This window comes from Cutibacterium sp. KB22876, from assembly GCF_059728865.1.
This window is the reverse complement of record NZ_AP040858.1, coordinates 2,089,783-2,107,057: the sequence shown is the minus strand read 5'-3', so window position 1 is coordinate 2,107,057 and position 17,275 is coordinate 2,089,783. Positions and strand designations below refer to the sequence as shown.

At 62.1% G+C, this 17,275-nt stretch carries 7 protein-coding genes and 1 pseudogene; 4 read left to right on the top strand and 4 right to left on the bottom strand.

What is annotated here, in order from left to right:
* Positions 1–35: 35 nt before the first annotated feature.
* From AC6I1W_RS09575 to nudC, 3 genes and pseudogenes are all read left to right on the top strand, one after another.
* Positions 36–1,739: pseudogene (locus AC6I1W_RS09575) on the top strand (RecB family exonuclease); the annotation flags it as partial.
* Positions 1,736–4,984, top strand: coding sequence for an ATP-dependent helicase (locus AC6I1W_RS09570; RefSeq protein WP_117189187.1), 3,249 nt, complete (start codon positions 1,736–1,738; stop codon positions 4,982–4,984). The pseudogene AC6I1W_RS09575 and the gene AC6I1W_RS09570, both read left to right, overlap by 4 nt.
* Before the next feature lie 133 nt (positions 4,985–5,117).
* Complete coding sequence (gene nudC / locus AC6I1W_RS09565) at positions 5,118–5,906, top strand: NAD(+) diphosphatase (protein WP_371258435.1); 789 nt, start codon at positions 5,118–5,120, stop codon at positions 5,904–5,906.
* Between the two features lie 31 nt (positions 5,907–5,937).
* Here nudC and recD read toward each other — a convergent pair whose 3' ends face one another.
* From recD to AC6I1W_RS09550, 3 genes are read right to left on the bottom strand one after another with little or no spacing between them, the layout of a single operon-like run.
* Positions 5,938–7,806, bottom strand: coding sequence for an exodeoxyribonuclease V subunit alpha (recD, locus tag AC6I1W_RS09560; protein ID WP_065674064.1), 1,869 nt, complete (start codon positions 7,804–7,806; stop codon positions 5,938–5,940).
* A complete protein-coding gene (locus AC6I1W_RS09555) occupies positions 7,799–11,032 on the bottom strand; it encodes a UvrD-helicase domain-containing protein (protein WP_270237048.1) in 3,234 nt (1,077 codons plus the stop codon). The genes recD and AC6I1W_RS09555 overlap by 8 nt, the downstream gene beginning before the upstream one ends.
* Complete coding sequence (locus AC6I1W_RS09550) at positions 11,029–14,187, bottom strand: exodeoxyribonuclease V subunit gamma (RefSeq protein ID WP_117189184.1); 3,159 nt, start codon at positions 14,185–14,187, stop codon at positions 11,029–11,031. The genes AC6I1W_RS09555 and AC6I1W_RS09550 overlap by 4 nt, the downstream gene beginning before the upstream one ends.
* 164 nt (positions 14,188–14,351) lie before the next feature.
* Between AC6I1W_RS09550 and AC6I1W_RS09545 the strand changes: the two genes are divergently transcribed.
* Positions 14,352–16,433 (top strand): ATP-dependent DNA helicase UvrD2, encoded by a 2,082-nt coding sequence (locus AC6I1W_RS09545; RefSeq protein WP_117189252.1) that lies wholly within the window; start codon positions 14,352–14,354, stop codon positions 16,431–16,433.
* Here AC6I1W_RS09545 and AC6I1W_RS09540 read toward each other — a convergent pair.
* Complete coding sequence (locus tag AC6I1W_RS09540; protein ID WP_249361213.1) at positions 16,391–17,071, bottom strand: hypothetical protein; 681 nt, start codon at positions 17,069–17,071, stop codon at positions 16,391–16,393. The genes AC6I1W_RS09545 and AC6I1W_RS09540 overlap by 43 nt on opposite strands.
* Positions 17,072–17,275: the final 204 nt, after the last annotated feature.

Below are 17,275 nucleotides of genomic sequence, written 5' to 3'. Positions count from 1 at the left end.
ACGCCGTCAGTGATGGAGCTCACGATGACAGCGATGTGACCACAGTGCCTCCAGGACTACGAGTTCTGGCCGAACCGCTTGCCGCCTTGGTCCGGCGAGTTCACCTCTCGGCAAGCCTTTTGCGCCTCGGTGGCACGTGTCATGAGGCGTTGTGGGCCTTGTGGCAGGGCAGCTCATGGGCGTCCGCCCTGCGTCGTCGCGCCTTGGCCGGGGATGCATCAGCTGATCGTGATCTCGACGGGCTGTGTTCTCTCTTCGACATGGCCGAGGCAGCCCGCACCATGGCTGGTGTGTCGGGAGGACGTCGCCTCATCGACATGGTCAGTCGGGAGCAGATTCCAGCAGACCGCGCTCGTGAATCTGATGAAGATCGCGATGGGGTCACCGTCGTCACTGCTCATCGTGTCAAGGGAAGAGAATTCAGCGTGGTGGCGGTCTGCGGACTGGAAGAAGGCAACTGGCCTGCCGACAACCACACTGGTTCCCTGGTCGCTGCAGACAGATGGTCTCCGGACGGTCCCGTGATGGTTCCTGGATGGTCGGAAAACCTTCGTGCCGAGACCAGGCTGTTGCTTGTGGCATGTTCGCGCGCGAGAGATCAATTGCTCTTGTGCTCAGTCGAGTCTCCGGATGAGGGCATTCGCCCGTCCGGGGTGTTGACGGGGATTCCACACCTCGAGGACAGCGCGAATGCCCTGAACTTCGCCAGCCTTACCGAGCTCGTTGGTGAACTGCGTCGAGTTGTCGCGGACGAGACCGAGTCACCCGGGGTACGGGTCCAAGCCCAGGAGCTTCTGGATGATTTGCGTGGTGAAGAGCACCACGGACGGCCTCTCGTGCCACAGGCTGACCCGCAAACCTGGTGGCGTGAGGGTGCCCCTCGTCAGGCTGATGTCACCGGTGAGATCGAGTTGGGCGCCTCGCACATTGGGGAATTGCTCACCTGCCCGAGACGGTGGTTCATGACTCGTCGTGCCGGAGCCAGCAACGGTGCCGCCCTCAGGGCAAGTATCGGTACCCTTGTCCACCGGATCTGTGCGGAGAACATGGATCAATGGTCCCTGTCCGGAGCACTGGCTGAGTTGGAGGAGTCGTGGTCGGACATCGAATTGACCGCGGAGTGGCAGCAAGAGGCCGAGCTCGACGATGCAAAAGCTGCGCTAAAGCGTTTTGACGGGTGGTTGGCTTCGCGTGATCGAGATCTCATCGGTGCTGAGGTGCGTGTCGATGGCACGATCAAGGTTCCGTCCGGTGTGGCTCGAGTACGTGGAAGCATAGACCGGCTCGAACGAGACGCAGAAGGCGCCTGTTATGTGGTGGATCTCAAAACTGGGACAAGCAAGTCTCCTGAAACGAAGAACTCCCATCACCTACAGATCGGTGTCTACCAAGCCGTCGTCGCCGCCGGTGGAGTCGCGAGTCTTGGGAAGGCGTCGGTGAGTGGCGCGGAATTGGTCCATCTTCGGATCGGGGCGGGCAAGGGACAGGCAAATGCGAAGATCGACCGCCAGAGTGGGCTTTCGGACGTTCCCTGGCCCAAGGGCACGGAGCCAGTTGATGGTTGCCAGAACTGGATTGAGGCGAGCGTTGACAAGGCCGTCAAGATCGTCAAGTCCGGTGAGTACACCGCGATTGCGAACAAGGGTTGCGGTCATTGCCCGGCGAGGGCTGGATGCCCGGCCTTGGTCCCGAAGGACTCCTCAACTGCAGTACCTCGACAGCGCGGGAGGGCCTCATGACGGAGTCGACTGACGAGATCCGGAACGATGACGTCGACATTGCATCTCTGCTGGGGATCCCCATCTCAGCTGAACAGCAGAGGGCCGTCACGGCACCGCTCAAACCGTGCGTCGTCATTGCTGGAGCAGGCACGGGTAAGACGACAGTGATGGCGGCCCGGGTGGTCTGGCTTGTCGCCGGTGGGCTGGTCAGGCCGGAGGAAATCCTGGGCTTGACGTTCACCAACAAGGCCACATCCGAATTGTCGGAGCGGATCGAGAAGAACCTCACCAGTGCAGGCTTACTGACCCCGGAGCAGCCCAGGCCCACAGTGGCGACGTACGACAGCTTTGCCGGAACTCTGGTAGCCGACTACGGGGCGTGGGATGGGATAGACACGGGTGCTCATCTCATCACAGGAGCGAGGGCGTATCAGTTGGCCACGGAGGTTGTGTCAGAGCTGGACAGGCCACCATTGGTGGGCGCCCATCTGACGCCGACGTCGATTGCTCAAGCAGTGGTGTCACTGGCCGGAGCGATGTCCTCACACGATGCGAGTGAGGATACGGTGCGAGCTGCGGATGCTCGTTGGCGCCAGATGCTTGTCGATGCACCGACACGACGCGATGGGGAGCAGTACGCCAGTGTGAAGAAGAACCTTCTCACGGTGGACGAACGTGAGGACCTACTCGATCTGGTCAAGACTTACCGGGATCTCAAACGGCAGCGCGGATTCGTCGAGTTCGGCGATCGCATGCTGCAGGCCCTGCACCTCGTCGCACATCATCCAAGGGTCGGGCAGGAATTGAGGGCCCGATACCGTGTCGTTCTTCTCGACGAGTATCAGGACACATCGTCGGCGCAGGCTGATCTGTTGGCCGCCCTCTTCTCGGGCCCGGATGCTGATCACGGGATGGGTCATCCGGTGATGGCTGTCGGTGACCCGTTGCAGGCCATTTACGGATGGCGTGGAGCGGCCGCGAGCAACATCTTGGATTTCCACCGGCGGTTTCCGGATGAGACGGGTCGCCCTGCGACCATGTTGTCCCTGGCCACGAATCGACGATGTGCCAATCAGATCATTGACGCCGCGAACGTGGCATCCGAGGAGCTACGGGAGTCGCTGGCATCGTCCATGGAATCTATCGACGACAGCGCGGCCGAGGACCGCGTGGAACTCGCGGTGGGGATGCCTCTCGCAGCTCCAGAGGGGAACCGTCAAGGGGACGTCGGTGTTGCCGCATATCCGACTTGGGTTGATGAGTGCCGTGCGTGTGCCGACATGCTGGTGGAGGCCAAAGAACGTGGGGCAATCACACGGTGGTCCGATGCCGCAATCCTGGTCAGACGCAACGGCGACATTGCCGACCTCTACGATGCGCTGAGCTCTCGTGACATCTCGGTGAGAGTGGCAAACCTCTCCGGGTTGTTGTCTCTGCCGGATGTTGCCATGGTGGTGGCTCATCTTCGTCTGCTCGTCGATCCTCACGACGATGCAGCCATGACGACCCTGCTCGCTGCCCCTCGATTCGGGTTGGGAACGGACGATCTTGCTTGGGTCCACCGACGGGCACGGACCTTGGCCAAGACACAGGCGGAGGCTGACGGCCTGGATCCCAAGGCTGTCGACGTCCATCTCGTCGACGCTGTCATGGAAGGTCTACCGGTAGGCGATGAACGGGTGCGATCTGCACTCAAACGTCTCGCTGCGGAGATCGTCGAGGTCGAGGTCCATCAGGGGGACAGCCCCGACGACCTCATCCTGCACATCGAAAAAATTACCGGGCTCGTGGACGACATGGCTGCCGACGACCTAGGTCGTGGCTTGGCCCGTCGTGACCAGCTCGACGAGTTGTGGGACGCAGTACGAGAGATACGGCGGAGCGACCCCGACATGACGATCGCGGGGATCGTCGCATGGCTGGCAGCCGAGGAGGACCATGGGCATGGCCTTGCCCGAGCCTCCGCAGACCGCAGCGATGCCGTGACGATATCGACCGTCCACGGGGCCAAGGGACTGGAATGGCCGTTCGTGATCATTCCTGACATGGCCCAAGGCGTGTTCCCATCGGAGCTGAGCCCGGATAATTTCGTGACCGTGGCCGCTGTCCTGCCATCCTTCGCCAGGGGAGACGCGAGTGAGATCAACCACCCCGTTTCCGGAAGTGAGACCGATGCCAAGGAATACGTCGCGGCTCTCAAGGACGATTCACGATGGTCAGAGGCCAGGCTCGCCTATGTCGCCCTGACGAGAGCCAAAGAACGCTTGATCGTGTCATGGCACAAATGGGACTCACGACGACAAGGCTGTTACATACCCGGCCAGTACGCAGATCTCCTTGCCACCATGCTCGATGTCACGTGGCCAGAGCTTGGCGAGCGACCTGAGGCCAGTACCCAGGATGGGACTCCATGGCCGGTGTTCGCCGATGAGAGCGTCATCCCATGGGCCAGCACCAGGATGCCTGACGGTGCCGATCTCCCAGCTGTTGATGATCCCAAGGACGCTGATCGGGTGGCATCGTGGCGGTCTGACGCGCATGCCTTGGTGGCTGATGCTCGACGTCGGCGCGATGACAGTGATTATGCGGTCATTCCGCCGAGACTGACCACCTCGCAGATGGTGAGGCTCCACGCCAATCCACAGGCGTTCCGGGAGGAACTGCGGCGTCCGATGCCCCGACCTGCAGACAGGGGAGCCGGTATTGGAACGGCATTCCACGAGTGGGTGAGCCAACGCCTTGCTCCGACCGAGCCGATCCCGCTCCTTGACATCGAAGAGATCGACGAATCTGAGAAGGACAGCCTGGAACTCGAGGGTAGTGCGGTGGCAGAGTCGGCCGGGGGTCACGCACTGCGAACCCTTCGCCAGGCTTTCGAGGAAAGTCGGTGGGCAGACGCGACAGTCCTCGCGGTGGAGAGCTCTTTCGTCATGACGATTGGGAACACCGTCGTCCGTGGGCGTCTTGACGCGGTGGTGGCCGATCCCGATCATCCCGGCGATGAACTGGTCATTGACTGGAAAACCTCGCGGCCACGGTCGGCTGACCCGCTTCAGTTGTCCATCTATCGGTTGGCATGGGCCCAGGCCCGAGGGATCGATCCGTCTCGGGTGCGAGCGGTTTTCCATCATGTCGGGGCCAACGAGACCATCACCGCAGAACCATTGTTGGATGCTGATCAGGTGGCTGCGATTTTGGACGGTGTGGAGGACGAATCCGATATGTCGTCCAGCAAGTCCCGGCCCTCGTCCCGTTCGCGATGACCGGGATTACAGTGACAACGTGACTGGGATCAGCGAGACGCGCATCGTGGCTCGACCCATATTGGATCGGTGCCATGCAGACCGGGACGACGACGAGGCGAATCGAGCTCGGTGGAAGGATCCGATGGCCCGATTGTTGCTGATCGATCCGCACGACAAGGTCGTGATGTCCGACGGACGCGTGGCGACGGTTCCAACTGAGGGGGATCGGGACGACCAGCGCGACCTGTTCCTGGGCGTCGTCGGTGGAGTGCCGTGGTTCGCCCGGCGGAACGGTGAGCCGCGTACAGAAGCTTGCAGCTTGCGCACAGTGGACCTTGACCCGACTGATCGTGAAGTGGTGATGTCAGCGGTTGCAGCTCTCGCATGGCACGAGAGCAAGCCGACTTGCCCTCGGTGTGGGGAACCGACACGCATCACGAACGGCGGCCCGGCTCGGATCTGTGCCCATGGTCACCAGGTCTTCCCGCGTACCGACCCGGCGATCATCGCTGCGGTACTGGACGCCGAGGACCGCATTGTGCTGGCTCGGCAACACTCCTGGGCTCCTCATCGTCGGTCCCTTCTGGCCGGGTTCGTCGAAGCTGGGGAACCAGCGGAACATGCCCTGGTCCGTGAAGTTGCTGAGGAGACGACTCTGAGTATCACCGCTGCTCGGTATGTTGGCTCACAGTCATGGCCTTTCCCGCGGTCACTCATGTTCGGTTACGTCGCACGAGCAGCCGGAATGATCGACGTGGGCCACGACGAGCTGGCAGAGGCTGGTTTCCTCACCCGCGACGAGGTGTCCGATCAGGTTGAGTCCGGTCGGTTGCAGCTGCCACCGACCTTGTCGATTGCCAGAGCTCTCATTGATGCATGGTTGGCACATCGGCTTCCGGAACCTGAGAGCGGACTCGACTTGTCGTCTCCGCTGAGGTGAGCGACCGCAAGTTCTTCGGCAACTGCTTTGGTCACAGTGAGCGAGTCTCCTCCCACCGACGCTGGATACCAGACCGACGATCATTGGTCCGATCAATGGCCCGCTCCACGGACTCCTTCATCCCGACAACCGTGAGGTGCTCACGGGCACGAGTAATCGCCGTGTAGAACAACTCACGGGTGAGGAGCGGGGAATCCGGGGGCGGCAAGATCACCGTGACATTGGTGAACTGACTGCCCTGGGCCTTGTGGATCGTCATCGCCTGCAGAGGTTGCAGAGATGGGATGAGGGAACAGGGCAAGCGTCGAGGGGCCCCGCCAGGTCCGGGAAGAGCTACTGTCGGAACAGGCCGCGTCTCCACGACAACCCCACAGTCGCCATTGTTCACGCCCAGCTGAGCGAGATTGTGTGTGACCATGGCAGTTTCACCGAGCGCCCATCGGCTCTGATCGACTCCGGGAAGGACATCGGCGAGGACAGAAACCATGCGTTGCGACCACTCGTCGACGCCATATGGTCCTTCCCGATGGGCGCACAGCAAGCGATGGCCATCCACGAGTTTGAGGGCAGCGGCGTCGGAGCCCGACCGGGCCAGCTCGAGCATCTGCGATCCCGTCCGTGCGATGACGTCCGCGACAGCTGGAAGGTCAGCCATGGTGATGTTGGCGGGATCGGCGTCGATCCAGGAAATGCTCGGCAGGACGGAGCTCGGCGTTGACGCATCATGGTCGGGCTGAGACCTGGTGAGCACCTCCAAAGCGGCTTCCTTGGCGCCCTCACGAACGGCTTCCGACAGATTCGCGATGTCGCCTCGCGACCGGTGGTTGCGAGTGAGGATCGTGACAGGCAGACGTGTATCGAGGGTACCGGCTGACGACACAATGTCTGCCAGAACACTTCCGGCGTCCACTGAGACGAGCTGGCCCGGGTCTCCCACCAGGATGAGGCGAGTCCCGGTCCCAATGGCGGCGAGGAGGCTGGCCGCCAGTGGGAGGGAGAGCATGGACGCCTCGTCGACGACGACCACTCCGAAGGGAAGCTGGTGCTGCTCGTCGTAGCCGAAGGATGTCCCTGGTCCCTGCCACTTCAAGAGGGAATGGACGGTCGTGGCGTCAGCGACGACGGGGCTGAGATCGTCAGGCATGCGCTCTGATACCTCTGACACCGAGTCGCGAAGTCGGGCCGCTGCTTTGCCGCTGGGGGCCGCGAGGGCGATGGCACCGAGGTGAGGATCCGCCTTCTGAAGTGATGCCAGGAGGGTGCACACTGTCGTCGTCTTGCCTGTTCCAGGTCCACCAGCAAGGACACTGATCCTGTGGGTGATGGCGGCAACAGCAGCCTCGGCCTGAGCCTGGTCCAACGTGATTCCGGAGGATGCAAGAGCAGCGCTGACCTCTGACACGATCTGCTCGGCGGGCACGGGTCCCTGGCTGGGTGGGTCTGCGGCGAGTGAGGCCAAATCGCGAGCGACATCGTGCTCAGCCTGCCAGTACTTCTCAAGGTAGAGCAGACCATCGTCCAAGCGAGCCGGCAATTGGTTGAGTGGATCACCACGGCCCGCGATGACAGGGCTCTCCGCAAGGGCAGACAGCCATACTCTCGGTTCGGGCCATTCCAAGTCGTCAAAGAGCGCGGCCTGCTCACTGTCGTTGATGTCCGGGATGGCTGGGTCGAGAACCTGACGTCGGATGGACTCGGCAATCTCGTGGGGGTCCCAGAACACCGACCCTCGACGCAGCTCACGACACGACAACGCAATGGCCAAACTGACGTCAGCGTTGTGTTCCTCGCCGATACGGCACACCAGGTTGGCGAGGTGGATGTCGCTTGGTTCGAGAACGCCGGCGCGGGCGAAGGGCTCCAACCTGCTTCCGGCCCCGACCGGTACAAGTTCAGGCATGGTGACCTCCCAAACACTCGCTGATGGCCTCGATGAGTTCCGGCTTTGGATGCCAGGTGAACACTCCCTGCGGCATCCCCATCTCCGGAGCTGGGCGACCGGCCATCCCTCGAACGAAGAGATACCCAATCGGACCGAGATGACGGGCAGGGTCATACCCGGTAAGGCTCGACGACAGGAAACGATGCAGGGCAGCCGAATACAACAGTCCCTGAAGGGGATAGTGAGAGCTGAACATCATGGCGCGCATGGTGGCGGTGTCGTACATGTCGGCCCGTAGCTTCCGAGCGCCGGGAACCCGATTCGTCTTGTAGTCGACCACAAGGTGGCGTCCATCCGGCCGTCTCAGGACGGCATCAATCGAACCGGTGAGGAACCCTCGCAGAGTCTGGTCACTGTTGGGTATGTGGGCCAGGGCGTCCCCATAGCCATTGATCGGATCGTCAGATGGCACCAAGCCTGGATCCCTGAGTAGAGCTGCCAGATCGGCCATCGTCGCTGCCAGACCAGATTGGGACATCGCCAACTCGAAGTTCATCTCCGCGAGTCGGTCGTCGGGGGAGAAGCTCGCCAAGGACATGCCCGGCGCCAGGTCGCCAAGATCAGTCCGCAGAACCTGTTCCAAGCCGCTGGCAAGATCTGTTGCAGGGACATCCGGCAATGGCGTGGTGCGCAGAGTTCTGCGGGTGATCGTAAGGACCTCGTTGAACAAATTTGCAGAACCGGTGTCGACGTATTCAAGGACCGCGTGTACCAGTGTGCCGAAGGAGGTGCCGCCTGGGAGTCCGCAGAGACCTGGTGCAGTGGTGTCGGGGGACTCGTCGTCCTCAGGTTCGTCAGTCAAAGTGGTCGGCAGGGGAGTGAGGACGGAGCCATGAAGTTCGGCAGTCAATCCCGAGTACGAGGTTCGGACGAAGTCGAGGTCGAGGGGTCGTGTCAGAGAACGAGGAGCCGCAATGCTCTGATGCTCGGCGTCCGATGCTCGAGTGAGCTGTTTCTGATTTGCGGGTGCAATGGCTGTCGTGATTGGCCCTGAGTTGAGCCAGGGGAGGGTACCCGGATCAGTTCCGGCCCTACCCAGGCCGAGTTCACCAGTGGAACGGTCCATCTCGACCAGGCGTTGGAAGGCCGACCATCGATTGCGTCGTGAGCATGGAGACCACCACAGCCGAACGGCTGATCGAGCTCGGGTGAGAGCGACGTAGAGAAGTCGCAGATTCTCGCCACGCTCATCCTCCTCGTGGCTCTCAATCGCCCTGGCGCGATCAATCCCCTGGGAGGAAATGTTCAGGACTCGGCGCTGCCCGTCATGCCAGACAACCGGCCCACTGATGTTCTTTCTCGGTGCCCATCCATTGGCGATGTCTGGCAGCAGGACGACGGGGAACCCCAACCCCTTCGCCTCATGAATGGTCATGACGTTGACGGCCTGATGGTCGCTGTCGAGACGACGGGGGTCATCGTCCCCCGCTCGTCGTTGCTGATCGCGTATCCATCCGGCAGTTGCCGTCGGCGTCAATCTGGCCTCGACAGCCGCGGCATGGGCCTTTTGAGCGACCTGGCGGAGGTCGGTGACGTATCGCTCGCCCCCGCTCATGCTGACTAGACGATCCAACACCCCTGGTCGGTGGAGTGCCGCTTCGACGGTGCCCCACGCTCCGGTGCTGGGCCACACGCTCGCCCAACGGGCCACATCGATGGCGAGGTCGGAACGCACCCTTGAATCCGATGCCGCGAGGTCAGCAGGGGTTGCACCAATGAGGTCAGACAGGCACAACCGGGTGCGCAGCCGCTCGTCAGTGTTGTCGAGAGCTTCCAGGAGAGTGACGAGATCCTCGGCGGCCTGGGAAGACCACACCGGTGATGCTCCGGAGAAGACAGCGGGCTGATTGGCCCGTGACAAGGCAGCAGCGATCTCCGCACCTCTCCTGCGCGTCCTGACGAGGATGGCGATGTCGTTGGGGCGAAGTGGCTTGTCCTGCTCATCCTCGTCATGGATGATCGTGCCGCCTTCCAGCATCATGATGACTTGATTGACGAGATCCTCGGTGACGAGGCGATCCGAGGTCGTGGCATCCAGTTGCCCGTCGAGAGGGGCTTGGAGACAACGGATTTGGAATGGTTGTGACCAGCTGTACCGGTGAGTCTGCGAGGCGTCAGTGCCAATTCGTGACGTCTGGTGACGGGCGGTGACCGGCTCCATGGCGATCCCGCGTCCTAGCTGTGCGTTGTCGAAAAGGGTATTGACCGCCTCGACGATGGGCTTGTCCGCCCGGTAGTTGACGTCGAGATGGAGGACGTGCTCAGCGGAATTCGCGGCGTCCTGATAGGCGTAGATGTCGGCGCCGCGAAACGCATAGATGGACTGTTTGGGATCTCCGATGAGCCACAAGTTGCTGTGTCCGTGAAATGACCGGTGTAAGATCTCCCACTGGAGAGGATCTGTGTCCTGGAACTCATCAACCATGACCAGGGAGAAGCGCCGTGCCAACGTCGCACATGCCATCGGGCCACGTACCGGATCTCGCAGTGCTCCGACAAGATCTCCGATGAGGTCGTCAAAGGTATGTATTGCTCGCTTTCGTGAGCGCTTTCGTACCTCGTCACGCACGGACATGGCCCAGCCAGCATCGGGCGACATGGCTTCCATATCTGTCGCGATCGGCACCTCGCCATACCTGACGGCAACATCCCTGGACAGATCCCGCTTGTCACGGACAGACGGAGGTCGGTCAGCATCGAGATGTCGAGCCAGATAAAAGTCGTCAGACACCTCGTTGGCCACTGGAGTGAGGTCGGCCATCAGGACTGACGACGGGTCGTGGTCTGACAGGACTCCCAACTCGGCGAGCATTCGGGAGGCGAACTCGTGGGTGGTCGTGATGACGGCCCGGTCGAAGGAGTCGAGGGCCGCCTCTACACGTTTCAGCCCTTCTGCGCCGAGGCTCATCACGGAGTCATCGCAGGCATCTGCAGGCTTCCGGCGCCCCGCGAGCAGGGATGCGGTGCTGACAAGGCGTTCATACACGCGGCCACGCAGTTCCCGAGCTGCCGATCGGTTGAAGGTGACCAGGAGGAGACTTTCGATGTTCACCATTCCGGTGGCGATCGCTTTGGCGCACACCGCCGAGATCGTCCAGGTTTTCCCGGTTCCCGCGCTCGCAGCCAACAGGACCGTTCCCTGAGGTAGCGGATCAACGATGTTGAATGAGGTCTTCGTCGTCATGCTATACTCCCGGGACGAGCGAATCGAGCCATCGAGGGTGGTGAGAATCCGGTACCTTGCGATGCCCGAATGATGGGGTCGAACAACCACCCGGAAAGCTCCTCAAGAGTGGTGCCGAGTTCATGACAGCGGGTAATCAGCTCGGTGACGTCAGTGCCCAGGAATGCTGCCCAGTTCGGATCACGCTCCCGCGACCACTGCACTTGCAGTGCGCTGGCGCCGGTGCGGTAGTCATTGCGAGCCATGGGAGACAGGCCTACCAGGGCATGGGCTAGTTTGACGGGTAGGGGGATGAACTGCTGGTTGCTCCACCAGGCCAGACGTGCCAGACCGGTGAGAATCCCGCGTGCGCGTTCGGGGTCCGGAGCCACCATCCTTCGAACCCCGTCGCTCGAGACCAGAGTCCCGAACCATCCGACCTCGTCAGTGGCAATGGCGACCGCGAGGAGGTCAACCCACAGGTCAAGTATTGGCCTGGCATTCGCACGCGTCGCGACAGCATGAACGATCTGGTTGTTCCTCACGCCGACACGGCCTCGCAGTGAGACCACATGCATCGGATCAACGATGAGACCATCAGGCCACGTCAATGGCGGGTTGTCACCGTCAATGAGATCAAGGTTGATTTCGATGAATCGTTCATCGTGGCCACCACGAAGTTCCTTGGCCGTCTGCGAAATACGCACCGCATCGTCTGCCAAGGAACTGACGATTTGCTGCCCCAAGCGGCCTGGGGGAGTTGACCCGCGCAAACGCTCGGCGTTGATGGCATCTTCTGGGTTCGAACCATGTTCGAGGTCCGCGAGTATCCGAGAACGGATCCAGTACTTGTCCAACGATGTCGGGGCAAGGGGGAGGTCGACTGGCAACTCCGTGTTTCTCTCGTTGGCTGGCGCACCTGCCCGTGCCCGGAGCAATGTCCGAGCGGAGTGAGACAACGCCAGGGTGAGATCGGTTGGCGACATCCGTGATTCGGGAAGCTCCGTCACCGGTGGTAGGACAACGCGTTGACGACGTCGCTGCGAACCAGGTTGGCATCGTGCCGCGTGGGCTGCGGTGTGATCGAAACCGCGCCACCATGCACCGTTTCCATCGCAGAACTCATCAGGCGAGAAGGGCTGCAAACCGTGATCGACGGAGCGGGCAGTGACGGACCCCACCTCCAATGACTGCATGAGGGTCGTTGTGAATGGGCCAGGCAGGACGGGCAGGTTGGTCACAGCGTTTCGAGCCTGTCGCACGACGATGAGGCGGCTCCTTGCCGACAGGGCAACGTCAAGTAGGTCCTGGCGTGCTCTCGCGGTCGGGTCAATGCAGTCATCGCGCAACCCTTGAAGCTGGTCGGCCCGAATGACGTCTTGATCAGGGTCAACGATGATGACGACCTGATGATCAATGGGAGAAAGGTCCCCGGGACGACAAACGTGAAGCGAACCGTCGAACCATGTGTGACGGCCGTGATGCGTGCGCGACAACCAGATCAGAAGATCAATGATCTCCTGGCGATCGAACAGTCGATTCTCGGCAGCTACATCCAGACCGGTCAGAAGGGAGAGGGTGTCCAGGACCGATCGCGGAGCATCGCTGGGCGCGGCGGTGAGGTTGTCGACGATGTCGCTGATGCGAGTCGACCACGCGGTGATTGGCGCGGGTGCCGCGGTGTCCAGAAACGCCTTGCGCAATCGCGATACCAGTTCGGCCAGCTTCCCGACCACTGGGATCGTGGTGGAACCGACGTCAGTAATGGGTGTGACGGTACCGAGGTGGGTAGGAGGAGCCGACGACATCGCGATGGCGAGAACCATGCGCTCGATTCCGGCCAGCCAGGTCGACTGCCTGATGCGTCCCAGCCCGGCATCCTCACGAGCTGCTGGATCAATTCCCCATCGGATGTCGGCCTGGCTCACCAGCCGTTCGATGGTTTCCTGGTCATCGTCGGAGAATCCGAAACGTGCCCTCACGGCCGGCATCGCGCACAGATTGAGGAGGTCTTGCCCAGTCGCGCGAGAAGACGCCAGACCAAGGACGGTTGTGACGGCCTCGGTCACCGGATTGACGCGATCCTGGGGTGGGGGAGTCGTGAACCGGATTTGGTTGGCCGGGTGACTGACGTCCGCCATGGTGCTTGCGGACAACAGGTGCGCGGTATCCTGACGTCCCGAACAGACGATGACGACGTCCCTTGGCTGAACCGTCTCGTCGTCGGCGAGAACTGCGCAGACGACGTCGCGGATGACTTCTGCCTGACGGTCCGGCCCATGGCAGTTGTGGATCTCGACGGGGGCTAACTCGTCGCTTGGAGCGCCCGGAGCTTCACTCGTCGCCGGAAGCGATGATGAGGTCCACCTCGTGGTCGTCGTGGTGCGCAGGCGGTCGAAGGTGTGCCACGGATCGTCATGTCCAATGGCGTGGTCGAGGTGGACGATCGTGATGGTGCGCGATGCTGCCAGTGCTTCGGCCAACTCGACGTCATGATGGGGCAGAGCCGTCGATGAGAACCACACGATGGGTGCACCGGAGGAGGTTTCTTGGCCTCGCAGTGCGTCCACCAACATCTCGTGTCTGGTCACCGGATCGGCAACGGAGCAGGAATCGGCGAGCAGGGCACGCCAGAGTGGGGCCCACCAGGATCGGGCGGGGTCCAAGGGGGCACCAGCGAGGTCGACGTCATGTTCATCGTCGTGTCCGGGGCCGTGGCCTTGTGCCCAGGTCCGCAACACCTCGTGGGAGTCTCGGGCGAGCGCCGTCAAAACTTCTGCGGCTTGTCGGGCTGTCGTCCATGATGCACGTGGAATGCCTTGTCGGCGGCTGGCATCGACATGAGCGGAGACGATCTCGAAACCTGGGGAACTAGTCTCGATGATGCGCGCAATGCGTAACGCCAACGGCCCCGGGCGCCACGGATCCTCGTCGCGCCCGATCTCGAGGAGCTGTTCTTCGAGGTGGGCTCGAAGACCGTGGGGCGTGGTCGACTGGATGCCAGCGGCGATGCCATGGCGGCGGGCAAGGGATTGCAGCAGAGCGCGGGAATGGGCGGTGCTGGGTGCCACGAGCAGCGGACGAACGAAAGGGTCCTCAGTGGGTTGGGCAAGGGCCGTCGTCACCGCTTCTCGGACCTGGTGCCAGGTACGAACCACCTTCACCACACCTGCCATCGGGGCACCTCCTCGTGACGACTCGGCCTTGTCCTGAACTGTTGGAGGCCGAACTGGTGAATCAGTCTAGGGACGCTGTCGGACAGGTTTCGGTGTAGTCGGTGGTACAGGAGCGGAACATCGCGGCAGAACATGCCGTCGCGGAGCTGTCGGTGCGTGCCCCTATGGTGATCGCCGTGAGAACCCAGTCGGCAGATGCGATCCTGGCAGCACTGGATCCTGAGCAGGTCAAGGTTGCTAAGACCTTCGACGTTCCGGTGTGTGTCATCGCTGGTGCCGGAACGGGAAAGACTCGCGCTGTCACCCATCGCATCGCCTACGGAGCCGCGACCGGGAAGCTCGACCCGCGCCGGACCCTTGCGGTGACCTTCACCACCAAGGCCGCCGGCACGATGAAGGGACGACTCGCTGATCTCGGCGTGGTGGGGGTTCAGGCTCGCACCATTCACTCGGCCGCCCTGCGCCAGATCAAGTTCTTCTGGCCACGCGCCTACAACTGTGAGTTGCCACCGGTGAGTGATTCCAGGTTCTCCATGGTCGCCGAGGCAGCCCGACGCATTGGTCTGGGAAATGACAAGGCACTGGTGCGGGACCTGTCCGCCGAGATTTCCTGGGCGAAGGTCTCGAATGTCCCCAACGAACAATATGCAGCCTTGGCGCGAACGGAAGGACGAGTCGTGGCCGGGGTTTCGGCCACCGATGTCGGTAGGGTCCTGGCCGGATACGAAGCGGTCAAACGGGAACGTTGCGTCATTGATCTGGACGACATCCTGCTGTGTGCCGTCGGAATGATGGTCCAGCACCGGGACATCACGGAGGAAATCCGCTCCCGCTATCAGCACTTCGTCGTCGACGAGTATCAGGATGTTTCTCCTCTCCAGCACCGATTGCTCGAGCTGTGGTTCGGCGACCGCAATGATGTGTGCGTTGTCGGGGATCCCCATCAGGCCATTCACTCCTACGCTGGTGCACGTGCTGACTACCTGATGAATTTCGTGGCAGATCATCCGGGTGCGAAACGTATCGACCTGGTCCGGAATTATCGTTCGACCCCGGAGATCATCCGGCTGGCCAATGAGGTTCTCGTCAACCGTGTGACCCCGGACGAAGCTCCCGAGCATGGCAGGGGAGTGACCTTGGTTTCTCGTGGCCGGTCGGGTCCCGAGCCGGTCTACCAAGCGCTCGGTGACGACTCCTCCGAGGCTTCGGCGATCGCGATGTGGGTGGAATCCCGTCATGCCGCGGGGATTCCGTGGTCTGAGATTGCCGTTTTGTACCGGATCAATTCTCAGGCATCCCACCTTGAGACGGCGTTCGCCGAGCGGTCCATCCCATACCTGGTCAAGGGATCCGAGCGGTTCTACGAGAGACGGGAGGTGCGTCGCGCTCTCGATGCTCTCGTCCGGATCGTCGCCGATGAACCCGGGGCCGACGCACTGCCTGCTTTCGACCGCCTTCTTGTGTCGCAAGGGTGGACGGCCGCAGCTCCTCAAGGAGAGGGGGAGGTGAGGCAGCGGTGGGAATCGTTGCAGGCACTCCGTGACTTGGCGGCTTCCGCTGTCGAGGAGGGGACGGCAACTCTGGCGGATTTGGCCACTGTGTTCTCCCGGCGAGCTGCCACCCAGGAGGCCCCTGTCGGAGACGGCGTCACCCTTGCGACATTGCACGCGTCGAAGGGTCTTGAATGGGATGTCGTTGCCCTGTACGGGATGAGCGACGCCATGGTGCCGTTCATCATGGCTGAAACTCCCGTCGAGATTGCCTCGGAGCGACGTCTGCTCCACGTCGGAGTCACCAGGGCTCGTCGAGACCTGTGGGTTTCGTATTCCTGGTCGGGTTCGAACCGAGACCGTCAGGGTATCTCGCGCTTCCTGCGGGGATTGCCAGGGACCGGAAATGCGTCGACCAAACCCCCACGCCACCGCAAACGTCGCGCCACCGTTGCAGTGTGCTCGGTCTGTGGAGAGGCGTTGACGGCTGCCCGGGATCGCAAACTCGGCCACCACATTGCTTGCGAGGTCGGGGTTGACCCGACCCTGGTCGAGCGGTTGCGCGAATGGCGCAGCGAACGAGCGGAGGCGGATCGTGTGCCCGCCTTCGTCATTCTCACCGATGCCACCCTGCTCAGCGTGGCCGAGAAGCGGCCAGATTCGGTGGAGGGACTGCTGCAGGTGCCTGGTATCGGCCGACGCAAGGCCGATCACTACGCAGCTGATCTCATCAAGGTATTGCACGACGCCTCCTGAGGCGGCCAGCAGCGACAACCGGGCTGGGCCGGCACGACGAGACTGCGTTCTCCGGCGTTCGTACGTACATGGACGGACTTCACGCTATAGACGTCTAAGCCATCGCGAAGGGCGCCAGCTGTGGCTTCGATCTGGTTCACCAGCCACGCAGTGACGGCCGGATCGTGGCTGTCTCCCGTCGTCGTACGGGCCACCGTCACCCAGTCGGGGTCGCGCGCAGCCAGTGCCATGTCTGCGCAGTGTTGGCATCCGGGGTGGTGATCGTTGATCGGTCCGAGAACACCCCAGCGATGGCGTCCCCAGGCAATGACCGACGGGACGCCGGCTCGATGGCACTGTTCGGCGATGTCACGTCCCCCGAGCAGGGTCCTCGGACAGATCACGACGACGTGAACCACGGGGCAGGACGCCCCGGACACACACCGAAGGTCATGGAATCTCCCCGGCTGCCGGCCACGCATCCACGTCGTCACCTCGATACGTCGTGCCTCCAAACCGCGGACAATGTCTTGGGAGACACCGTCATCACTGACAACGGCTACCCGTAGGCCGGTCGGCATCGTCACCATTCCGGACTCGTGAAGGCGATTCGCGATGTCTGCAGGAACATCGACGTGTCCGTCATAGCTTGCTCGCACGCCTCGCAGCCGAAATGATCGACCGTCTGGAGCAAGCAGACGCAATCCGCCCGGTACGGGCGTCCAGGGACAATCAAGTTCAACACGCATGCCCTGAGAATTGCGAAAGGCTTGAAGCGCGGGGAAGGACCAACGAGACGACGGGCAACACGTCAACAATGACGGGCAACACGCTGTCCTTCACGGACAACACATGCGGGAGTT